Origin of the sequence: Kluyvera genomosp. 3 (assembly GCF_011765685.1) — a bacterium.
GTDB classification, from domain to species: domain Bacteria; phylum Pseudomonadota; class Gammaproteobacteria; order Enterobacterales; family Enterobacteriaceae; genus Kluyvera; species Kluyvera georgiana_A.
This window is the reverse complement of the sequence record NZ_CP050321.1, coordinates 1,514,436-1,537,076: the sequence shown is the minus strand read 5'-3', so window position 1 is coordinate 1,537,076 and position 22,641 is coordinate 1,514,436. Positions and strand designations below refer to the sequence as shown.

Annotated in this window: 21 protein-coding genes; 5 read left to right on the top strand and 16 right to left on the bottom strand. The window is 54.1% G+C overall.

The genetic code is table 11. The features are described 5' to 3' along the window. Positions 1–32 precede the first annotated feature (32 nt). From nuoF to lrhA, 6 genes are all read right to left on the bottom strand, one after another. Complete coding sequence (gene nuoF / locus GY169_RS07210; RefSeq protein ID WP_065355793.1) at positions 33–1,370, bottom strand: NADH-quinone oxidoreductase subunit NuoF; 1,338 nt, start codon at positions 1,368–1,370, stop codon at positions 33–35. Continuing rightward, positions 1,370–1,870 (bottom strand): NADH-quinone oxidoreductase subunit NuoE, encoded by a 501-nt coding sequence (nuoE, locus tag GY169_RS07205; protein ID WP_002913160.1) that lies wholly within the window; start codon positions 1,868–1,870, stop codon positions 1,370–1,372. Before nuoE ends, nuoF begins: the two co-directional genes overlap by 1 nt. A gap of 2 nt (positions 1,871–1,872) precedes the next feature. After that, positions 1,873–3,678 carry an NADH-quinone oxidoreductase subunit C/D gene (nuoC, locus tag GY169_RS07200; RefSeq protein WP_163449085.1) on the bottom strand — a complete coding sequence of 602 codons (1,806 nt, stop codon included), beginning with the start codon at positions 3,676–3,678 and terminating at the stop codon, positions 1,873–1,875. 91 nt (positions 3,679–3,769) lie between these two features. Further along, positions 3,770–4,444, bottom strand: a complete 675-nt coding sequence (gene nuoB / locus GY169_RS07195) for an NADH-quinone oxidoreductase subunit NuoB (RefSeq protein WP_003861482.1) — start codon at positions 4,442–4,444, stop codon at positions 3,770–3,772. Between the two features lie 15 nt (positions 4,445–4,459). Beyond that, positions 4,460–4,906: an NADH-quinone oxidoreductase subunit NuoA gene (gene nuoA, locus GY169_RS07190; RefSeq protein ID WP_064543881.1), complete on the bottom strand. Its 447-nt coding sequence runs from the start codon at positions 4,904–4,906 to the stop codon at positions 4,460–4,462. A 626-nt stretch (positions 4,907–5,532) separates the two neighbouring features. Then, positions 5,533–6,474, bottom strand: coding sequence for a transcriptional regulator LrhA (lrhA, locus tag GY169_RS07185; RefSeq protein ID WP_163449086.1), 942 nt, complete (start codon positions 6,472–6,474; stop codon positions 5,533–5,535). Between the two features lie 909 nt (positions 6,475–7,383). Here lrhA and alaA point away from each other — a divergent pair. Both alaA and yfbR read left to right on the top strand, forming a co-directional pair. Next, the gene (gene alaA, locus GY169_RS07180; RefSeq protein WP_064543877.1) at positions 7,384–8,601 is read left to right on the top strand and encodes an alanine transaminase AlaA; all 1,218 of its coding nucleotides are present in this window, start codon (positions 7,384–7,386) and stop codon (positions 8,599–8,601) included. A gap of 88 nt (positions 8,602–8,689) precedes the next feature. After that, on the top strand, positions 8,690–9,289 hold the full coding sequence (gene yfbR / locus GY169_RS07175; RefSeq protein WP_163448722.1) for a 5'-deoxynucleotidase: 600 nt from the start codon (positions 8,690–8,692) through the stop codon (positions 9,287–9,289). Between the two features lie 73 nt (positions 9,290–9,362). Here the strand turns inward: yfbR and GY169_RS07170 are convergent, their stop codons facing one another. The 4 genes from GY169_RS07170 to yfbV form a co-directional block, all read right to left on the bottom strand. Continuing rightward, positions 9,363–11,195, bottom strand: a complete 1,833-nt coding sequence (locus GY169_RS07170; protein ID WP_167575346.1) for an SLC13 family permease — start codon at positions 11,193–11,195, stop codon at positions 9,363–9,365. Positions 11,196–11,297: 102 nt separating this feature from the next. After that, complete coding sequence (locus tag GY169_RS07165; RefSeq protein ID WP_167575345.1) at positions 11,298–11,957, bottom strand: sugar phosphatase; 660 nt, start codon at positions 11,955–11,957, stop codon at positions 11,298–11,300. A gap of 11 nt (positions 11,958–11,968) precedes the next feature. Continuing rightward, on the bottom strand, positions 11,969–12,463 hold the full coding sequence (locus GY169_RS07160; RefSeq protein WP_035892491.1) for a YfbU family protein: 495 nt from the start codon (positions 12,461–12,463) through the stop codon (positions 11,969–11,971). A gap of 83 nt (positions 12,464–12,546) precedes the next feature. Continuing rightward, positions 12,547–13,002 (bottom strand): terminus macrodomain insulation protein YfbV, encoded by a 456-nt coding sequence (gene yfbV, locus GY169_RS07155; RefSeq protein ID WP_064543871.1) that lies wholly within the window; start codon positions 13,000–13,002, stop codon positions 12,547–12,549. A gap of 337 nt (positions 13,003–13,339) precedes the next feature. Here yfbV and ackA point away from each other — a divergent pair, with 337 nt between their 5' ends. Both ackA and pta read left to right on the top strand, forming a co-directional pair. Next, the gene (gene ackA, locus GY169_RS07150; RefSeq protein WP_163448726.1) at positions 13,340–14,542 is read left to right on the top strand and encodes an acetate kinase; all 1,203 of its coding nucleotides are present in this window, start codon (positions 13,340–13,342) and stop codon (positions 14,540–14,542) included. 76 nt (positions 14,543–14,618) lie between these two features. Further along, positions 14,619–16,763, top strand: coding sequence for a phosphate acetyltransferase (gene pta / locus GY169_RS07145; protein WP_064543867.1), 2,145 nt, complete (start codon positions 14,619–14,621; stop codon positions 16,761–16,763). Between the two features lie 50 nt (positions 16,764–16,813). Here pta and GY169_RS07140 read toward each other — a convergent pair whose 3' ends face one another. The 5 genes from GY169_RS07140 to GY169_RS07120 form a co-directional block, all read right to left on the bottom strand. After that, positions 16,814–17,767, bottom strand: coding sequence for a transketolase family protein (locus tag GY169_RS07140; protein WP_167575344.1), 954 nt, complete (start codon positions 17,765–17,767; stop codon positions 16,814–16,816). Continuing rightward, positions 17,760–18,590: a transketolase gene (locus GY169_RS07135; RefSeq protein ID WP_167575343.1), complete on the bottom strand. Its 831-nt coding sequence runs from the start codon at positions 18,588–18,590 to the stop codon at positions 17,760–17,762. The genes GY169_RS07140 and GY169_RS07135 overlap by 8 nt, the downstream gene beginning before the upstream one ends. Next, positions 18,587–19,978, bottom strand: a complete 1,392-nt coding sequence (locus GY169_RS07130) for a PTS ascorbate transporter subunit IIC (protein WP_167575342.1) — start codon at positions 19,976–19,978, stop codon at positions 18,587–18,589. Before GY169_RS07130 ends, GY169_RS07135 begins: the two co-directional genes overlap by 4 nt. A gap of 20 nt (positions 19,979–19,998) precedes the next feature. Continuing rightward, on the bottom strand, positions 19,999–20,271 hold the full coding sequence (locus tag GY169_RS07125; protein WP_041146575.1) for a PTS sugar transporter subunit IIB: 273 nt from the start codon (positions 20,269–20,271) through the stop codon (positions 19,999–20,001). 77 nt (positions 20,272–20,348) lie between these two features. Continuing rightward, complete coding sequence (locus GY169_RS07120) at positions 20,349–20,792, bottom strand: PTS sugar transporter subunit IIA (RefSeq protein WP_167575341.1); 444 nt, start codon at positions 20,790–20,792, stop codon at positions 20,349–20,351. A gap of 236 nt (positions 20,793–21,028) precedes the next feature. Here GY169_RS07120 and GY169_RS07115 point away from each other — a divergent pair, with 236 nt between their 5' ends. After that, on the top strand, positions 21,029–22,048 hold the full coding sequence (locus tag GY169_RS07115; RefSeq protein ID WP_163448732.1) for a LacI family DNA-binding transcriptional regulator: 1,020 nt from the start codon (positions 21,029–21,031) through the stop codon (positions 22,046–22,048). Between the two features lie 3 nt (positions 22,049–22,051). Here GY169_RS07115 and yfcD read toward each other — a convergent pair whose 3' ends face one another. Next, positions 22,052–22,597 (bottom strand): NUDIX hydrolase YfcD, encoded by a 546-nt coding sequence (gene yfcD / locus GY169_RS07110; protein ID WP_163448733.1) that lies wholly within the window; start codon positions 22,595–22,597, stop codon positions 22,052–22,054. Positions 22,598–22,641 lie beyond the last annotated feature (44 nt).

Genomic DNA, 22,641 nt, shown 5'->3' with positions numbered 1-22,641 from the left:
TAGCGTGCTTCCAAAATAAATAAATCTTTAGATTACCAGCGCGTCTTAAGCAGGTTCGGCTGAATCCCATGAATTGCATGAGTGTTGCTGAACTGCTGCTTAATGCCTGCCTCGAATTCGTCGCGGAAATATTTAATGGCGCTCTGCAGCGGTTCAACCGCGCCAGGCGCATGCGCGCAGAAGGTTTTCCCCGGGCCTAAGAATCGACACAGTTGCTCAAGTGTCTCGATATCGCCAGGCTGCCCTTCCCCTTTTTCAAGGGCGCGCAGAATTTTCACGCTCCACGGCAGACCGTCGCGGCACGGCGTACACCAGCCGCACGACTCGCGGGCGAAGAACTCTTCCAGGTTACGCACCAGCGATACCATGCCAATCTCGTGGTCGACGGCCATCGCCAGCGCCGTACCCAGACGGCTGCCCGCTTTACCGATGCTTTCAAATTCCATCGGCAGATCAAGGTGCGCTTCGGTCAGGAAGTCAGTGCCCGCGCCGCCCGGCTGCCAGGCCTTGAATTTCAGGCCATCACGCATGCCGCCAGCGTAGTCTTCAAGGATTTCACGCGCAGTGGTGCCAAACGGCAGCTCCCAGAGGCCCGGGTTTTTCACGCGGCCAGAGAAGCCCATCAGCTTGGTACCCGCATCTTTGCTCTTCGAGATGTTCTGGTACCACTCGACGCCGTTCGCCAGGATAGCCGGGACGTTACACAGCGTTTCCACGTTGTTGACGCAGGTGGGTTTACCCCACACGCCGGAGCTCGCAGGGAACGGCGGCTTGGAGCGCGGGTTAGCACGACGGCCTTCGAGGGAGTTAATCAGCGCCGTTTCTTCGCCGCAGATGTAGCGCCCTGCCCCGGTGTGCACGAACAGCTCAAAATCAAAACCGGTACCAAGGATATTTTTCCCAAGCAGCCCCGCTTCGGTCGCTTCGGCAATGGCGCGACGCAGATGCTGTGCCGCTTCAATATATTCGCCGCGCAGGAAGATGTAGCCGCGGTACGCCTTCAGGGCGAACGCGGAAATCAGCATGCCTTCCACCAGCAGGTGCGGCAGCTGTTCCATCAGCAGGCGGTCTTTATAGGTGCCCGGCTCCATTTCATCGGCGTTACACAGCAGGTAACGGATGTTCATGGATTCGTCTTTCGGCATCAGGCTCCACTTCAGGCCAGTAGAAAAGCCCGCTCCGCCGCGCCCTTTCAGGCCAGCGTCTTTGACCTGGTTGACGATTTCGTCCGGCGCCATGCCGCCGAGCGCTTTACGCGCGCCGGCATAACCGTTTTTCGCCTGATACTCTTCCAGCCATACCGGCTGCTTGTCGTCGCGAAGACGCCAGGTCAGCGGATGGGTTTCGGGAGTCAGAATAATATTTTTCATTATTTATACTGCTCCAGTAGGTCAGGAATGGCTTCCGGCGTCAGATGGCTGTGAGTATCCTCATCAATCATCATGGTCGGCCCCTTGTCGCAGTTGCCCAGGCAGCAGGTCGGCAGCAGAGTGAAACGGCCATCAAAGGTGGTTTGACCCGGTTTGATGTTCAGCTTCTTCTCAATGGCGGCCTGAATACCCTGATAACCCGTAATGTGGCACACCACGCTGTCGCAGTAGCGAATAACGTGGCGTCCTACCGGCTGGCGGAAAATCTGGCTATAGAAGGTCGCGACGCCTTCTACGTCGCTTGCGGGAATACCCAGCACATCAGCGATAGCGTAAATCGCGCCGTCCGGTACCCAGCCGCGCTGCTTCTGAACGATTTTCAGCGCTTCAATGGACGCCGCACGCGGGTCTTCGTAGTGGTGCTTCTCGTGCTCAATAGCTTCACGCTCTGCCGCACTCAGCTCAAAAGCCTCGGTTTGTGGTTGTTGATTCTCGTGCATAATTAGCGGTCCACGTCTGACATAACAAAATCGATACTACCCAGATAGACGATCAGGTCGGATACCAGGCTGCCGCGAATCGCCGCCGGGATCTGCTGCAGGTGCGCATAGCTCGGGGTACGGATTCGGGTACGGTAGCTCATGGTGCTGCCGTCGCTGGTCAGGTAGTAACTGTTGATACCCTTGGTGGCTTCCACCATCTGGAAAGATTCCTGCGCCGGCATCACCGGGCCCCAGGAAACCTGCAGGAAGTGGGTAATCAGGGTTTCGATGTGTTGCAGCGTGCGCTCTTTCGGCGGCGGCGTGGTCAGCGGATGATCCGCCTTAAACGGCCCTTCCGGCATATTGTCGAGGCACTGCTGAAGAATACGCAGGCTCTGGCGCAGCTCTTCCACTTTCAGCATCACGCGGGTGTAGCAGTCAGAAACGCCACCGCCGGTCGGGATTTCGAAGTCGAAGTTTTCGTAACCAGAGTACGGACGCCATTTACGCACGTCGAAGCCGATACCGGTTGCACGCAGGCCGGCACCGGTAGTGCCCCACTCCAGCGCTTCTTTGGCGGTATAAGCAGCAACGCCGACGGAGCGGCCTTTCAGAATGGTGTTACGCAGCGCCGCTTTCTCGTAGGAATCAAGACGCTTCGGCATCCACTCAAGGAATTCACGCAGCAGGCGATCCCAGCCGCGCGGCAGGTCGTGCGCGACGCCGCCGATACGGAACCAGGCCGGGTGCATACGGAAACCGGTAATCGCTTCCACCAGATCATAGATTTTCTGGCGGTCGGTAAAGGCGAAGAAGACCGGGGTCATCGCGCCGACGTCCTGAATGAACGTTGAGATGTACAGCAGGTGGCTGTTGATGCGGAACAGTTCAGAGAGCATCACGCGAATCACGTTGACGCGATCCGGCACGGTAATCCCCGCCAGTTTCTCCACCGCCAGCACGTACGGCATTTCGTTCACGCAGCCGCCGAGGTACTCGATACGGTCAGTGTACGGAATGTAGCTGTGCCAGGACTGACGTTCGCCCATCTTCTCAGCGCCACGGTGGTGGTAGCCGATGTCCGGTACGCAGTCGACAATCTCTTCGCCATCAAGCTGCAGAATAATACGGAATGCACCGTGCGCAGACGGGTGGTTAGGGCCGAGGTTAAGGAACATAAAGTCCTCGTTTTCGGTCCCACGCTTCATCCCCCACTCTTCCGGTTTGAAGGTCAGCGCTTCCATTTCCAGATCCTGCTTGGCTTTGGTCAGCTCAAACGGATCGAATTCGGTGGCGCGCGCCGGGTAGTCTTTACGCAGCGGGTGGCCTTCCCAGGTCGGCGGCATCATGATGCGACGCAGGTTCGGGTGGCCGTTAAAGGTGATGCCGAACATTTCCCAGGTTTCACGCTCATACCAGTTGGCGTTCGGGAAAAGTTTGGTCAGCGTCGGTATGTTCAGATCGTTTTCAGACAGCGCTACCTTGAGCATGATGTCGCGGTTGCGGTCGATGGAGATCAGGTGGTAGAAAACGGAAAAATCCGCGGCCGGTAAACCGTCGCGGTGAGTACGCAGGCGTTCGTCCATACCGTGCAGGTCGAACAGCATGACGTAAGGTTTCGGCAACTTCTTCAGGAAATCGACAATTTCCAGCAGCTGTTCACGCTTAACCCAAACGACAGGAACCCCGGTGCGGGTGGCCTGAACGGTAAATGCATCCGGCCCAAAACGGTTGCGCAGTTCGCCGATGACCGGATCATCAAGGTGATCGCGGGTTTGCCATGCGGCCGCTTCTTGCGCGGTTAAATCGGTCATATTGTTCACCATTGCAAAAGGTCCGTGGTGACTGCCGGGAGTGGCCTTCGCGCTGTTGTATGTTGATCTGCGAAGTCAAAATGCCACCGCCCGCAGGCGCAAATTAAATCTCGTCAGGCGTGCGCAGATTGGTCACTGCAATGCGTTCGCCGCGTTTACGCTCGCGTTCCGACTGCATATTGGCGCGGTAAACGCCCTGATCGCCAACCACCCATGACAGCGGGCGACGCTCTTTACCAATCGATTCCTGCAGCAGCATCAGCGCCTGCATGTAGGCTTCCGGACGGGGTGGGCAGCCAGGGATATACACATCGACAGGAATAAACTTATCGACGCCCTGCACCACGGAGTAGATGTCGTACATGCCGCCGGAGTTGGCGCAGGCACCCATCGAGATAACCCATTTCGGCTCCAGCATCTGGTCATACAGGCGCTGAATAACCGGGGCCATTTTGGTGAAACAGGTTCCCGCCACCACCATCAGGTCTGCCTGACGCGGGGAGGCACGCAGAACTTCCGCACCAAAACGCGCAACGTCATGCACCGCAGTGAATGACGTCACCATTTCAACGTAGCAGCAAGAAAGGCCGAAGTTGTATGGCCAGATTGAGTTCTTACGACCCCAGTTGACCATATCGTGCATCGCGTGTTCGAGTTTCCCCATATACACGCTTTTGTTCACCTCTTGCTCCAGGGGATCGGTGACAATCTCCTGCTTTTGCAGAGGGTAACGGTCGTTCTCACCGTTAGGATCTATGCGGGTGAGCGTATAATCCATCTTATTGCCTCGCTTTTACTGCGTATTACGGTTAGTGACGCTGTCGGTTTCTGGGTTAACCAGCGTGCGGCGAGAACGTGCTGGCGTCCAATCCAGCGCGCCAATGCGAACGAGGTAAACCAGGCCGGCGAGCAGCACAAATATGAAAATGGCGGCTTCGATAAAGCCAACCCAACCGCTTTCACGGATGGACGTTGACCAGGCGTACAGGTAGAGCGCTTCCACGTCGAAGATGACGAAGAACATCGCGACCAGATAAAACTTGGCCGACAGGCGCAAACGTGCGGAGCCAACGGAGTCGATACCCGATTCAAACGGGGTGTTTTTGCTTCGCGCGCGCGCGCGACCGCCAAGGTACCAGCCGCCGATTAACATCAGGCAACACAGGCCAATGGCAATGATCAGAAAGATAGCGAATGCCCAGTGATGAGCGATGATTTCAGTGGATGTTGACATACGCAAAGCTTTACCAAATAAGTAGCACGACCTGCTCTGCTCTTACCGGCAGATGGACGCTACATCGATTCATGGGGAGGATTAAAAAACCTACAAACAGCCCAATTGGAAACGTAGACCGCAAAATGTTGAGGTTTTTTACTCCTTTCTATAACCTTTTGTCAACTTTAACAAAAGTTTCCTCACATTAATTTACATCAAAGGTATTTCATTAACATTACGTGCCCTTTGATTCGATTCGCTTCAGAAGACCTTACGGTTTACCTGTTGTTGAATCGTGTCCGTATTGTAGCATTAACCGGAATTACCCCTCTATTTTGACAGGATTTTCTGATGATTCATCCCCCCAAAGAGAGGTATTTTCTTGATCTAAGACACGCTTTTGTTAATTCGCCCTGTAAAACGGCAACAATCTATCCGTTTTTTTAACATTAGCAGGTGATATGACATCGCGTTTGGTGAAGGGGGAATTGATGGATGAAATATTTCTAATTACATGATTATTATCACATTATTAGATTCATTTTTTCTTCGGTATCGCAAAAGCACAAAAAAAGAACCGCAAACTCGTTTTTTATCGTCTACGATTCTTTTTTGCACTTACATTTTGTTACCACTTTTCAACCGGAATGTTAATCAATGTCCCTTTCAAACATGAGGGTATTTTCTCCGTCTTCCGGGGTATACATTCCCGCTGAGGGCCAGGGATTGTGGCGCGGTTCCTGAGACTGGAAGATCATCTGCGTCAGCTCGTTTTCACTCTGCGCATCATAGCTCAGCATATATTCGGTTTCCGGCAGCTCCGGCATCCCCTCGCCTTTACCCAACGCACGCAGATCCGGACTCATCATTTCCACCGGACGCGCAGTGACGCCAAGCCCTGCCTTCACCGCCGCGCGAACGGCTGAGAGCGTCGAGGCGACATAGGCCAATCGCCATGGCATGCCTGCGGCATCCAGCGTTTTAATAATCGTATCGCGGAACGGGCTCGGATCGTCAAGCAGCACCAGCGGCAGCGGCTCTTCAGGACGCAGCATAAATTCGGACGCACAGTACCAAAGCGTAGGTGAGGTACGCAGCACCGTCGAGGTAAAGCCTTCCAGCGGATGCGTGGTCAGCGCCAGGTCGACCTCTTTGTTCCGCAACATATCGCCCATAACGCTATGACGCTTCACGCGCACGTCAAGAGCCAGCTTCGGATAGGCCGAGCTAATTCGGTTTAGTAAAAAAGGAAGAATGGTGTCCGCCGATTCATCAGATGAGCCCAGCGTCAGTTGCCCCTGAAGCGGACTAAACATTAGCGACGTGCATGCTTCATCATTAAATCGCAGAATTTTTCGCGCATAGCCCAACAGCTGGATTCCATGCTCCGTCAGCAGCTTATTTCGCCCATGACGGGCGAAGAGCTCCTTTCCCACCAGCTGCTCCAGACGCTGCATCTGCTGGCTCACGGCGGATTGGGTTCGACATACCGCAGCGGCGGCGGCGGCAAAGGTACTCAGATCGGCAACAGCAACAAACGTTCTCAGCAGATCGAGATCGAGGTTCAGTATCGGACGATTGGCATTTATCATATTAATCCACTTACAGGTTCGGAGACCGGCCTGCCTTATTGATGCTGCACTCAAAAATTTCAGGCTAATCCTTTAATCATCTTTCACCAATCGCTGACGAATGACTGCCTGACGAGTGTCAGTATTAAAATTGTCTGTTGCCAGAGTCAGCAACAGTTCCTTTTAACAATATATCCTTTAGCCTGTAGCTATTTATCGGACTCCCCCCGAGCGAAGCCTTGCGTAGGAAGTGGCAAGAAGCGTCGTCACGATAATGCGCCAGGAAGATTGCTGTACGTTTTAAAATAAGCCAGTAAACATGATGAATAACAGTGAGTTATAAAAACAATCATTGATAATCATCAACGAAACTAACTCTTAAGGGTCTTACTAACCATAACATATTAACCGAAAACCATAAGATTTATAAGCCTAAATAAGCTGTATCTCAAAGGGAAAAAAGGTTCAGAATCAAAACAATTTAAGAAATCTAACAAATCACATTCATTACTTTTCAAAATATAAAAAAATATTAATCTTTATCGGATGCCGCCATTAACATCAACTTCACAAAAGTAGGTATCATTACTAATCCTTATTTGTTGGGATTTTATTTTAAATTAAAATGGTTGAAGCAGGCTTAAAGTATATCCTGGCCAACGATACCTAAGCTAAACCATTTCTTTTTCCTTAGACATAAAAACCACTTTATCGACTAATGATGGCATATCGAACTACAAAACAATAAATTAACAAAACATCAAACAAAGACAGCCGTCATTACCCAGTAAAAAACAATGTTCCAACGACAAAAAATGAACAAAATCTTCTACTGCTAACCCTTCAAAACAGCGGGGATGGGGAGTACATTGTTCGGTGCTGACTTCCACGGCAGGGAGTGGCAATAACAGCTAAAAAGGTCAAAGGTTCATGTCCCCCATCGAAAAATCCAGAAAATTAGACAACGTTTGTTACGACATTCGCGGCCCGGTACTCAAAGAGGCCAAACGCCTTGAAGAAGAAGGCAACAAAGTTCTTAAACTGAATATCGGCAACCCGGCGCCTTTCGGGTTTGACGCGCCGGATGAAATTCTGGTCGACGTGATCCGCAACCTGCCGACGGCGCAGGGTTATTGCGACTCCAAAGGTCTCTATTCCGCGCGTAAGGCCATTATGCAGCACTACCAGGCGCGCGGTATGCGTGACGTCACGGTAGAAGACATTTACATTGGCAACGGCGTTTCCGAGCTTATCGTGCAGGCCATGCAGGCGCTGCTCAATAGCGGCGACGAAATGCTGGTACCGGCTCCGGACTATCCGCTGTGGACAGCGGCAGTGTCATTATCCAGCGGTAATGCGGTGCACTATCTGTGCGATGAGTCCGCCGGCTGGTTCCCGGACCTCGACGATATACGCGCGAAAATTACCCCACGCACGCGTGGCATCGTGATCATCAACCCGAACAACCCTACCGGCGCGGTATACTCAAAAGAGCTGCTGATGGAGATCGTGGAGATCGCCCGCGAGCACAATCTGATCATCTTCGCCGACGAAATCTACGACAAGATCCTCTATGACGCGGCGCAGCATCACTCGATTGCCGCCCTGGCGCCGGATCTGCTGACCGTGACCTTCAACGGTTTATCCAAGACCTATCGTGTGGCCGGTTTCCGTCAGGGCTGGATGGTGCTCAACGGGCCGAAGAAACACGCGAAAGGCTACATTGAAGGGCTGGAAATGCTGGCCTCGATGCGCCTGTGCGCCAACGTTCCGGCGCAGCACGCGATTCAGACCGCACTGGGCGGCTATCAGAGTATCAGTGAATTTATTACGCCGGGCGGACGTCTGTACGAACAGCGTAACCGCGCGTGGGAGCTGATTAACGAGATCCCTGGGGTTTCCTGTGTCAAGCCACAGGGCGCGCTGTATATGTTCCCGAAAATCGACGCGAAACGCTTCAATATTCATGACGATCAGCGCATGGTGCTGGACTTCCTGTTACAGGAAAAAGTCCTGCTGGTTCAGGGCACTGCCTTTAACTGGCCGTGGCCGGATCACGTCCGTATCGTCACCCTGCCGCGTGAGGACGATCTGGAAATGGCCATCACCCGTTTTGGTCGCTTCCTCTCAGGCTATCACCAGCTGTAATCATCATCTGAATTGGCCGCCGGCATTTGCATCCGGCGGCCATCTCTGCGCACAATGCCTTTACTAAAGCTACTGAGTAAGGGTTGTTATGAATCAGAGTCATTTTTTTGCCCACCTCTCCCGCCTGAAGTTAATTAACCGCTGGCCGCTGATGCGCAACGTGCGCACCGAGAACGTCTCTGAACACAGCCTTCAGGTCGCGATGGTCGCTCACGCGCTCGCCGCCATTAAAAACCGCAAGTTTAACGGCCAGCTCAACGCCGAACGTATTGCACTGCTGGCGATGTATCACGACGCTTCCGAAGTGCTGACCGGCGATCTGCCGACCCCGGTCAAGTATTTCAACTCTCAGATTGCCCAGGAGTACAAGGCAATAGAAAAAATCGCCCAGCAGAAGCTCATTGAGATGGTACCGGACGAGCTGCGCGATATTTTTGCGCCGCTTGTCGACGAACATCAAAGCAGCGAAGAAGAGAAAGCGATTGTGAAGCAGGCAGACGCCCTGTGCGCCTACCTGAAGTGCCTGGAAGAGCTATCAGCCGGTAACAACGAATTCCTGCTGGCGAAAGGTCGTCTGGAGAAAACGCTGGCCTCACGGCGCAGCGAAGAGATGGATTACTTTATGGCAGTGTTCGTACCCAGCTTCCATCTTTCACTGGATGAAATAAGCCAGGACTCGCCGCTTTAATCCCCCCGACGACGGTGAGTTTGTAGGCCGGATAAGACGTTTACGTCGCCATCCGGCCTACCTATCCCGTTCATCAGAACGGGAATAAAATCGGCACCAGTATCACGCAGATAATCATCACCAGCACCGTAAACGGCACGCCGATTTTGACGAAGTCGCTGAAGCTGTATCTTCCGGGCCCCAGTACCAGGGTGTTTACCGGTGACGACACTGGCGTCATAAAGGCCGCCGAGGCCGCCATCGCGACGATCATCGCAAACGGATAGGGCGACACTCCCATCGATTTTGCCGTCGCCAGCGCAATCGGCGCCATCAGCACCGCCGTGGCCGTATTAGAGATAAACAAACCAATCGCCGCGCACATGACGAACAGACAGCCCAGCATCAGATAAGGCCCCTGCCCGCCGCCGACGTCCATCAGCCCTTTTACCACCAGATCGACACCGCCGGTTTTTTGCAGCGCTAACGCGAACGGCATCATCCCGACGATCAGGATAATGCTCGGCCAGTGAATTGATTTATAGGCGCTCTGGGCATCGATACAGCGGAATTTGCCCATCAGCAGACAGGCGATAATCGCGGCAATGGGGTTAGGAATTTCATCGGTGAGCATCAGCGCGACCATCAACACCAGGCAAAAGATGGCGTGCGGCGCCTGGCTGTGCGCCGGTGATGCATCGCTCACTTCAACCGGCAGATTGAGGACCACGAAATCGCGGCCATTCTGCGCCAGCTGGCTTATCTGCTTCCAGTTGCCGACCACCAGCACAATGTCGCCCAACTGCAGTGACTCATCCACGACCGAGCCATCGAGCGCTTCGCCATCGCGTTTCATCCCCACGACGTTCAGACCGTAACGGGTACGGAAGCCCATTTCACGAATGGTTTTACCAATCAGTTCGGACTCTGGAATCAGCGACACTTCCGCCATCCCGACGTCCAGCGCCTGATCGGAGAAATACTCGCCGCGCAGCACCATCGGCTCGAGCATCTGCTCGCTACAGAACTGACGCAGGTCGATTTCAGCGGCGGACATATCAATCAGCAGCACGTCGCGCGCGCGAAACTCAGATACCCCATTAACGTTCACAATCACCCGGCGAAAACGACGCCAGCGTTCCACCCCGATAATGTTGGCGCCATAGCGCTCGCGCAGCTTCATGTCGTCGAGACGCTGACCAATCATCGGCGAGCCGGGACGAATCGCCAGACGACGGGCACGGCCGGTCAGGTGATATTCTTTAATCAGATCGCGGAAGGTGCTGCGTTTACGGCTATCCCGCGGCTGGCTGCCATCATCGCCATTCAGTAAAAAGCGCATGACCAGCATATAGAGGATGCCGAAGACCAGCACCACCAGACCAATTGGCGTGACGCTAAAGAAGCTGAAACCCTCAAGCCCCTCACGAATAAGCTCACTGTTGATAACCAGGTTAGGCGGCGTAGCCACCAGCGTCATCATACCGCTGATAAGCCCGGCAAAGCTCAGCGGCATCATTAAACGCGAAGGGGAAATATTCATGCGCGCCGAGACGCTAAGTACCACCGGGATAAAGATAGCGACGACGCCGGTCGAGCTCATAAACGCCCCCAACCCGGCGACGGTTAACATCAGGAATACCAGCATTTTGGTTTCGCTGTTTCCCGCCACCTGTACCAGCCAGGAGCCCATGTTGGTCGCCACACCGGTGCGCACGAGGCCGTCGCCGATAATAAACAGCGCGGCAATCAAAATCACGTTAGGGTCGCTGAAGCCAGAAAAAGCTTCGCTTAGGGTCAGCGTGCCGCTGAGCACAAAGGCCACAATGATGCCCAGCGCGATCGCATCCATGCGCACCTTGCCGGTGGCGAAAAGCACCACCGCAATTGCAAGCAGACATAGCACCCAAATCAGTTCACCGTTCACAGCACATCCTTGTCATCAAATAAGCGGTAAGTTGTTCAAGTAAAAAGCCGTTGACTATAGTGACAGAAAAAAGCCCCAACGATGTGGGGCTAAATCATAAGATCATGCATTCTGCGAGACGTTGACCCAGCCATCAGCCTGTTTTTCAACCCGCAGCGACGCCAGCGTCGAGAGGACAAAGTCGACCTCCAGCAGCTCGGGCGTCTCCGGCGGTACGTTCACGGCGGCGACATGGCAGCCCGCCGCTAACCCCGACTGTACACCCGCCAGCGCATCTTCGACGACCAGACACGCCTGCGGTGGCAGACCCAGCAGTTCGGCACCCAGTAAATAGGCGTCCGGTTGCGGCTTTCCGCGTTTGACTTGCTCGGCGGTGACGAACACCGCAGGCGTCGGCAGGCCCGCCGCGCGATGACGCGCATGGGCGACCGGAATGGAGCCAGAGGTAACGATGGCCCATTGAACGCTTTGCGCATCAAGATGCTGGAGCAGCGCCACCGCGCCAGGCAGCGCACGAATACCGTCGAGATCGTTCGCTTCTATCTGTTCCAGCCGCAGAAACTCGGCCTGAATTTCCGCCTCCGATTTATCCGGCATAAAATGACGCAGCGTGGTGATCGCCTGTTTGCCGTGAATAAAGTCCAGAACCGCTTGCGGATCAACGCCGTAGCTTTCCGCCCAAAACTGCCAGGAACGCTCAACCACCGGCAGTGAATCCACCAGCGTACCGTCTAAATCAAACAGGAAACCTTTGCACTGCACAGCGGCCTCCATCAGGCGTTAATGATCTGATTAATTTCGTTGCTGCTCAGATGATACTGGCGCGGGCACCCGTGCCAGACGTTCAGCATGCGCTGGTATTTGTCCCACATCGGGGTCTGCGCGTTGAAGCCGTGAGTCCCCGCATCAAAGTGGGTATAGCGGCCTTCCACATTCACCATAAAGCGGACATAGCCCAGGAAACGCGCTTCGGTCGCCGCATCAAAGCCGAGGAAAGTGACACGACGTTCATCAATGGTGTCGGCGTCTTTCAGGTTGGTCCAGGAGACGTGCAGCGCGTGGTACATCTCCATGATGTCGATAACGATACGACAGGTCTCTTCTTTGAGTTCGCCAAATTCACGGTCCAGTTCACGCATCTGTAAACCATAACCACGTTCGATAATGGTCTGCAGGCGGCGGTAGCGCTCAGCGTTGTCGGGATCAAGCATAGTCATCATTTTGTACTGATTGGACAAAATCAGACGTTGAGCATGGGTCATTTCCATTTTTCGACTCCTGTTGCGCTTTGCAGCATAAAAAAAAAGACACAAGGTTTGTGTCTTCTTTTATATGCGTTTTTCGCTATCAATTACAAATCATCGAGGAAAGTTTTATCCAGTTGTTTGAAGGCGCGCTTAAGCGTGTCAGCCAGCGCCTGGTAATCCGGCTTTCCTTCGACCGGCGCGAGCGCCTGCCCGGCTTCCTGTAATTTGCCGCGCACTTCATAGAACCACTGCAGGATTGACGGCGGCAATGGCGTGACGGAACGCTTACCCAACCACCACAGACCTTGCATCGGCAGGCTCAGCGCAAAGAGCGCCGTGGCCACCGCGGGGCCAAGCTGACCACCCAGGGCGATTTGCCAGCAGAGCGTAAAAATCGCCAGCGGCGGCATCAAGCGTATCGCATGGCGCGTCGCGCGAATCACGCGATTCTCAACAAACACCGGCGCAAGACGTTTTTCCAGCGGCCACGTCTTTGCATAGTGCTGCCCCCGGCTAAACAAACTGAAAAAACTGACCGGGCGTTGCTCGGGAGTCGACATGGCTAACCTCAACTTCTCGTATAAAAATTAAAATATTTTTGCAAAACAACAACTGGGTATGACATCGTTCAAAAAATTTTGGCATAGGCCCGGCAATCGGGTATCCTGTGCCAGCCTGAGATAACCTGATTCTATACACTCCGGCACATCAAATTATCGCATATTCTGCCATTGGCTGAAAATTATGCAAAATGGCTTAGAATCAATATGTATTTCTTAGATCATGCCTGAAAAGTGTTCCGGGCATGATGTTAATCATAAATGTCGGTGTCATCCTGCGCTACGCTTAATGACTCATTGACGTTTTTTTAGCCACGTATCATAAATAGGTACTTCCATGTCGAGTAAGTTAGTACTGGTTCTGAACTGCGGTAGCTCCTCACTGAAATTTGCAATCATCGATGCAGTTAATGGTGAAGAATACCTCTCTGGTTTAGCCGAATGTTTCCATCTTCCAGAAGCACGTATCAAGTGGAAAATGGACGGCGGTAAACAAGAAGCGGCTTTAGGTGCAGGCGCCGCTCACAGTGAAGCGCTGAACTTCATCGTTAATACAATTCTGGCACAAAAACCAGAACTGTCTGCTCAGCTGACCGCGATCGGCCACCGTATCGTACACGGCGGCGAGAAGTACACCAGCTCCGTTGTGATCGACGAATCCGTTATCCAGGGCATCAAAGATTCTGCCTCTTTCGCTCCGCTGCACAACCCGGCTCACCTGATCGGTATCGCCGAAGCGCTGAAATCCTTCCCGCAGCTGAAAGACAAGAACGTTGCTGTATTCGATACCGCGTTCCACCAGACCATGCCGGAAGAATCTTACCTGTATGCTCTGCCGTACAGCCTGTACAAAGAACACGGCATCCGTCGCTACGGCGCGCACGGCACCAGCCACTTCTATGTGACTCAGGAAGCCGCGAAAGTTCTGAACAAACCGGTTGAAGAAGTTAACATCATCACCTGCCACCTGGGCAACGGCGGTTCCGTTTCCGCTATCCGTAACGGCGTGTGCGTAGACACCTCCATGGGTCTGACCCCGCTGGAAGGTCTGGTGATGGGTACTCGCTCTGGCGATATCGACCCGGCTATCATTTTCCATCTGCATGACACCCTGGGCATGAGCATCGACCAGATCAACAAGCTGCTGACCAAAGAGTCCGGCCTGCTGGGTCTGACCGAAGTGACCAGCGACTGCCGTTATGTAGAAGACAACTACAAAGATAAAGAAGACGCTAAACGTGCAATGGACGTTTACTGCCACCGTCTGGCGAAATACATCGGCGCTTACACTGCACTGATGGACGGTCGTCTGGACGCGGTTATCTTCACCGGCGGTATCGGTGAGAACGCAGCGATGGTGCGTGAACTGTCCCTGGGCAAACTGGGCGTTCTGGGCTTCGAAGTTGATCACGAACGTAACCTGGCTGCCCGTTTCGGCAAGTCTGGCTTCATCAACAAAGAAGGCACTCGTCCTGCCATCGTTATCCCGACCAACGAAGAACTGGTCATTGCACAAGACGCCAGCCGTCTGACTGCCTGATATCACACCGCCAGCCTAGCTGGCGGTGCTGTTTTGTATCCCGCCCGAAACTGGCGGTAACGAAAGAGGATAAACCGTGTCCCGTACTATTATGCTGATCCCTACCGGAACCAGCGTCGGCCTGACCAGCGTCAGCCTTGGCGTGATCCGTGCTATGGAACGCAAAGGCGTTCGTCTGAGCGTCTTTAAGCCTATCGCTCAACCACGTTCCGGTGGCGATGCGCCTGACCAGACTACTACTATCGTTCGTGCAAACTCATCAACGACGACAGCGGCTGAACCGCTGAAGATGAGCCATGTAGAAACGCTGCTCTCCAGCAATCAGAAAGATGTGCTGATGGAAGAGATCATTGCTAACTACCACGCGAACAGCAAAGATGCAGAAGTGGTGCTGGTTGAAGGCCTGGTCCCAACCCGTAAACACCAGTTCGCTCAGTCTCTGAACTACGAAATCGCGAAAACGCTGAATGCGGAAATCGTCTTCGTCATGTCTCAGGGTACCGACACGCCGGAACAGCTGAACGAGCGTATTGAACTGACTCGCAACAGCTTCGGCGGCGCGAAAAACACCAACATCACCGGCGTTATCGTGAACAAACTGAACGCACCGGTTGATGAACAGGGCCGTACTCGCCCGGATCTGTCTGAGATCTTCGACGACTCATCCAAAGCGCAGGTCGTGAAAATCGACGCTGAACAGCTGAAGGGCCACAGCACGCTGCCTGTACTGGGCGCGGTACCGTGGAGCTTCGATCTGATCGCCACTCGCGCGATCGATATGGCGCGTCACCTGAACGCCACCGTGATCAACGAAGGCGATATCAACACCCGCCGCGTGAAGTCCGTAACCTTCTGTGCGCGTAGCATCCCGCACATGCTGGAGCACTTCCGTGCAGGTTCCCTGCTGGTGACCTCCGCAGACCGTCCGGACGTGCTGGTTGCAGCCTGCCTGGCCGCGATGAACGGCGTGGAAATCGGTGCCCTGCTGCTGACCGGCGGCTACGACATGGATCCGCGCATCAGCAAGCTGTGTGAGCGTGCATTCGCTACCGGCCTGCCGGTATTCATGGTGAACACCAACACCTGGCAGACCTCTCTGAGCCTGCAGAGCTTCAACCTGGAAGTTCCGGTTGATGACCGCGAGCGCATCGAGAAAGTTCAGGAATACGTTGCCAACTTTATCAATCCGGAATGGATTGATTCCCTGACTGCGACCTCTGAACACAGCCGTCGTCTGTCTCCGCCGGCATTCCGCTACCAGCTGACCGAGCTGGCGCGTAAAGCGGGCAAACGCGTTGTTCTGCCGGAAGGCGACGAACCGCGTACCGTTAAAGCGGCCGCTATCTGTGCGGAACGCGGCATCGCAACCTGCGTCCTGCTGGGTAACCCGGACGAAATCAACCGCGTTGCGGCCTCTCAGGGTGTTGAACTGGGCGCTGGCGTTGAAATCGTTGATCCGGATGTGGTTCGCGAAAGCTACGTGGCTCGCCTGGTCGAACTGCGTAAAAACAAAGGCATGACCGAAACCGTTGCCCGCGAACAGCTGGAAGACAACGTGGTTCTCGGTACCCTTATGCTGGAACAGGACGACGTAGACGGCCTGGTTTCCGGTGCGGTTCACACCACTGCGAACACCATTCGTCCGCCGCTGCAGCTGATCAAAACTGCGCCGGGTAGCTCTCTGGTGTCTTCCGTGTTCTTCATGCTGCTGCCTGAACAGGTTTACGTTTACGGCGACTGCGCGATCAACCCGGATCCGACTGCAGAACAGCTGGCAGAAATCGCGATTCAGTCCGCTGAATCCGCCATTGCTTTCGGTATCGAACCGCGCGTTGCAATGCTCTCCTACTCCACCGGTACCTCTGGCGCAGGTAGCGACGTAGAGAAAGTTCGCGAAGCAACTCGTCTGGCACAGGAAAAACGTCCTGACCTGATGATCGACGGCCCGCTGCAGTACGACGCCGCTGTTATGGCTGACGTTGCGAAATCCAAAGCACCGAACTCTCCGGTTGCCGGTCGCGCTACCGTGTTCATCTTCCCGGATCTGAACACCGGTAACACCACCTATAAAGCGGTACAGCGTTCTGCCGACCTGATCTCCATCGGGCCGATGCTGCAGGGTATGCGCAAGCCGGTGAACGACCTGTCTCGTGGCGCGCTGGTAGACGATATCGTCTACACCATCGCGCTGACCGCGATCCAGTCTTCACAGCAGCAGTAATTCTTGCTGATGATGGCATGAAAAAGGCGACCAACAGGTCGCCTTTTTATTTACAGTAGCTCTCGCGCGGCCGACACAATATCATGCGCAGTCAGGCCATATTCTTTCTGTAAAAAGTCCTGTGTTCCCACCTGGCCGTAGCATTCTTTCACCCCCACCCGCCGCATCGGTACGGGACACGTTTCGACAAGCACTTCCGCCACCGCTGACCCCAGGCCGTTATGGATGCTGTGGTTTTCACAGGTCACGATACGCCCGGTTTTTTCCGCATAGTTTTTTACCAGCATTTTGTCGATAGGCTTGAGGGTAAACATGTCGATCACCGCCGCGCTGACTCCGAGCTGTTCAAGCTGTCGTGCCGCCTCCAGCGCCTCTGTCACCATAATACCGTTGGCAATCAGCGTAATATCACTACCTTCGCGCAGCACGTTGCCCTTGCCGATGGTAAAGGTTGACCCTGGCGCATACACGCTCGGCGCCTGCTTGCGGATGGTACGCAGCCAGTAAAAACCGTCGAGGTTGATGAGCTGACGCAGAATATCTTCAAACATCACCGCATCGGTGACTTCCAGCACCACCGAATGCGCCAGACCGCGGACAATCCCCATATCCTCAAAAGACATGTGCGTACCGCCGTTATGACAGGCGGTCACTCCCGCGTCAGAGGCAATCACCTTAACGTTATTGCGCTGATAATCCAGCGACATAAACAGCTGGTCAAAGCAGCGGCGGCTGGCAAACGCGGTGAATGTGTGAACAAACGGCTTACGCCCGGTGAGCGATAGCCCGGCGGCGGTGCCAATCACGTTCGCTTCCATAATGCCGCAGTTGATCACATGTTGCGGATACTCGCGGGCAACGCTGTCCATCGCCATAGAGCTCATCAGATCAGCTTCCAGCGCAATGATCGGGCTGCCCTCGGCAATCTGCTGGGCAACAAATCCGGCGTATACTTTACGCATTTCCAGAGCGTCTTTTTGTCCTGCTGGGGCAACCTTAATCATGTTCAGTCTCCAGTTGGCGAATGCTCTCGTTTATCGTCTCTTTCATCTCATCCGTCAGGCGTAAATGGTGGTTATTGGCGAGATTCTCGAGATAGGGCACCCCCTGGCCTTTGACGCTATCGAGGATCACCACCCGTGGGCGAGCATCAACAGGCGGCACCGGCTGTACCGCCGCCAGCAGCCCTGGGATGTCATCGCCTTTCACGGTCACCACGTCAAAACCAAAGGCGCGGAATTTTTCGTCAAGGTTGAAAGGACAGATAATGTCATCCAGCTTGCCGTCAAGCTGCAGCTTGTTCCAGTCGACAAAGACGGTCAGGTTATTCAGACGATGATGGGCAATAAACTGGAACGCCTCCCAGCACTGCCCCTCATTCAGTTCGCCATCCCCCACGATGCAGAAAACACGATTCGCGCGCCCCGCCAGTTGATGCGAGAGTGCCATTCCCGCAGCGATGGAAATCCCCTGCCCCAACGACCCCGTCGTCGCATCCACGCCGCGCGTTTTGAGCCTGTCCGGATGACTCGGGAGGCGCGTTCCGTTTTGGTTCAGCGTACTCAGCTCCTCAATCGGGAAATATCCCTTAATCGCCAGCGTACTGTACAGCGCCGGGCCGGCGTGCCCTTTCGACAGCACAAAATAGTCCCGTTCTGGCCAGTCCGGGTCTGCCGGGTCAATTTTCATTACCGCGCCGTACAGCACGGCCAGCGTTTCCACCACCGACATGCTGCCGCCGTAATGGCCGAACCCCAGATTGGTCAGCGATTTCAGGGTTTCCACGCGAATCTCACGCGCCAGTGCGCTCACTTCTTTCACATTCATGATTTAGCCCCGTTGTTCTCCTGCGCGCTGCCGCCCACAGATTTCTTTTTCGCAAAAACGTTGTACGCCACCAGCGCTGCAAACAAGGCGACGACCAGGCCCGTAATAGCAAACGGCGACATGTAGCGGGCCAGGTTCCCCAGCACAATACCGACAACGCCAAAATCAGCATCCGAGAAGGTCGTATTGGCAAAGCCAATCGCCCCCAATACTGGCAAGAGCAGCACAGGCAGGAAGGTGATCAGCAGACCGTTAGCAAACGCGCCAATCATCGCGCCGCGTCGACCACCGGTGGCATTGCCAAACACGCCGGCCGTCGCGCCGGTAAAGAAGTGCGGCACCACACCGGGTAAAATCAGCACCCACTTAAACTGCCCACACAGGAACAGCCCAACGAGTCCACCCAGGAAGCTGAACAAGAAACCAATTAACACCGCGTTAGGGGCGTAGGGATACACCACCGGGCAGTCCAGCGCCGGGCGTGCATGCGGCACCAGCTTTTCCGAGAAACCGGTAAACGCCGGTACGATCTCAGCCAGAATCAGGCGCACCCCTTGCAGGATGATGAATACACCGGCAGCAAAGGTGATCGCCATAATGATGGCGTAGACGAGATAGTTCTGACCGCCGCTGAAGGTGCTTTCAACATATTCACGCCCTGCGCTGACCGCCATGATCAGGTAGATAATCATCATGGTCAGTGAAATGGAGATAGAGCTGTCACGCAGAAAACTCAGGTTCTTCGGCAGGTTCATCTCTTCGGTCGAACGCGACCCTTTACCACAGACGCTGCCGATCCAGCCCGAAAGCACATAGCCCAACGTACCGAAGTGGCCGAAGGCGATGTCATCGGTGCCGGTAATACGCTTCATATAGCGCTGTGCCAGCGCCGGGAAGAATGCCATGACCAGGCCGAGGATTAGCGAGCCGGTAAAGACCAGTCCGATACCGTCGAAACCCGCAACGGTCAGGATTACGCCGATCATGCAGGCCATATAGAAGGTATGATGGCCGGTAAGGAAGATATATTTCAGGCGCGTAAAACGGGCGACCAGAATATTCGCGACCATACCAAATGCCATAATTAACGCCGTTGACGCACCGTACTTCTCAAGCGCAATAGAAACAATCGCCTCATTATTCGGAATAATTCCTTGTATATTAAAGGCGTGTTCAAACATCCCTCCCAGTGGATTCAATGAACCAACTAATACTGTCGCCCCACCGCCCAGGACAATAAACCCCAGGATAGTTTTAATCGTTCCCTTCACAACATCGGAAAAAGATTTCTTTTGTGCCACCAGGCCAATTAGCGCAATTAGCCCGACCAACACCGAAGGCACTTTGAGTATATCAACAACAAAATTCAGCGTTTCAAGGATAAACATATCCGCCTCGCTATATAGAATTATTGTTTGGCAAACCAGGCACGCAGCTGCGCTTCGAGTTCGTTAATATCGATGATGTTAGTAATGACCACCAGCTGACTCTCCGGCACGCTGGCGCTGGCGGCGATGTCCTTGGCCATCACGAATAAATCAGCCGCTCCCGGGGTAGCCGATGACAGATCCGAGTGCTCCACCTCAGCCTCTATTTCAAGCTTTTTAAGCACTTTTTTAATATTCATCTCAACCATAAAACTACTGCCCAGGCCAGAACCGCAAATTGCCATAATTTTCATTATTGTCACCTTTTGGGTAGAGTGCATTCCCATCACGCTAGCGCGTAATGTGCTATAAGTCGGATTGTATAAATAAATTAGAAACGTGCGATGATAGTTTTAATCTCCTCGAGACTGGTTGCCTGATGTAATTTATGCATATCTTCGTCGCTGGAAAATAATTCCGCCAGCGCAGAGATCATTTCAATATGGCTATGCTTATCCGGTGCCGCCAGCATAATAACGAGGTCCACAGGATCGAATTCTTCACAGCCAAATGATACGCCCTGCTGCAATTTCAGCAGCGACAACCCTAAGCCGTTGGCGCCTTCTTCTGGCCGCGCATGAGGCATAGCCAAACCCGGCGCCAGCACATAGTACGGCCCCAGCTTACGATGCTGTTCCACGATGGCCGCCACGTATTTTTTTTCAATCACGCCCGCTTCCAGCAGCGGCCGGGCGCAGATATCCAACGCCTGCGACCAGTCTTCGACACGCTGTTGCAGCGTAATAGTGGCATCGGAGATCCAGGTATTGAGCATTTTGTCCCTCGTCTTTTCGCAAAAGATGGGCAAACTTTATGCAAGCAGGCAACAGTTATCTGAGAGGACGCTCACAAAGATAGCGCTATCATTCAAGAACACGCAGATTTGTGATAGCGCTATCATTTCGCAATCATCACATGAAAACGCAGAAAAATTTCCCGGTTAGGGCGTATACTCCCTGACAGATGAAGTAATGGATGATAATAAAAAACGTCTGTTTAGCAGGAAAATGTATGTCTCTTACCCGAAAACGACGGAGTACCGGCAAGGTGACGATCGCCGATGTTGCTCAGTTAGCTGGCGTCGGCACCATGACCGTGTCCCGTGCGCTTCGCACGCCGGAACAGGTCTCCGATAAGCTACGAGAAAAAATCGAAGCGGCGGTTGCAGAACTCGGGTATATGCCCAATCTCGCCGCCAGCGCGCTGGCATCCGCCTCTTCAAAGACCATCGCCATGGTGGTGCCAAATCTTGCCGAGGCGGGCTGTTCCGCCATGTTTGCCGGGCTTCAGCAGATATTGCAGCCGGCAGGCTATCAAATCATGCTCGCAGAATCGCAACACCGTCTTGAACAGGAAGAAAAGTTGCTGGAAACGCTGCTGGCCTCAAATATCGCCGCCGCCATACTGCTTAGCGTTGAACATAGCGACACCGTACGTCACTGGCTAAAGAACGCCTCGATTCCGGTCATGGAAATCGGTGCAATGCGGGCCGATCCTCTCGATATGAATATTGGGATTGATAACGTAGCCGCCATGTTCGAGCTGACTGAAATGCTTATCCATCGCGGATATCAGAATATTGGTTTACTGTGCGCCAACCAGGAGCAATGGATTTTCCAGCAGCATTTACACGGTTGGTATAAAGCGATGTTGCGCCACCATATGTCGCCCACCCGAGTGATTAACGCGGCCCTGCCCGCTAACTTTTCCACGGGTGCTTCTCAGCTTCCCGAGTTTATTCTGGCATGGCCGGAGCTGGATGCGCTGGTCTGTGTTTCTGATGAGCTTGCCTGTGGGGTGCTCTATGAATGCCAACGTCGGCGGATTAAAGTGCCGGATGATTTAGCCGTCGTCGGCTTTGGCGACAGCGACGTTAGCCGGGTATGTCAACCACCGTTGACAACCATGGCTGTACCGCATCATAAAATTGGTCTGGAGGCCGGACGCGCGCTTCTGGAACGCCTTAACGAGGGAGACTGGAGCGACAGGAAAACCATCGTCTCCAGTTTATGCATGAGGGATAGCTGCTAGCGATTACTCGGCTTCTTCCTCAACGTGGACTTCGTTGTTGGCGTTTCGCGTCATCCACAGCGCCAGCGCCTTCAGCGAGTCATCGGTAAATTCATCACAGCGGGCAGTAATTTCTTCCGGCGTCATCCAGCACACTTCGCTCACCTCTTCTTCCTGCAAGGCAAACGGCCCGTGTGAAACGCAGCTGAACAGGCTTCCCCAAACACGGCAGTGCTTATCTTCAAAATAGAATTGCCCGTGGTCGGCGAATGGCACGCCAGCAATGCCCAGTTCCTCTTCCGCCTCGCGGCGAGCGGACTCCAGCAGCGGCTCATCTGCCTGAACGACACCCCCAGCGGTGGCGTCCAGCATACCCGGCTGGTAGTCTTTCGTTTCGGTGCGGCGTTGCACCAGGATTTTGCCCATGCCGTCGTGCACGACGATATAGGTTGCCCGGTGACGCAGGCACTGCGCGCGCATCTGTTCACGGCTCGCTTGCGCGATGACCTCATTGTCTTCGCTGACAATATCGACCCATTCCGTGCTTGCCAAATGATTCTGCTCGACCATCCGAAAACCTTACCTTGAAAGCGCTCTTTACGGCGCGTTTTGTG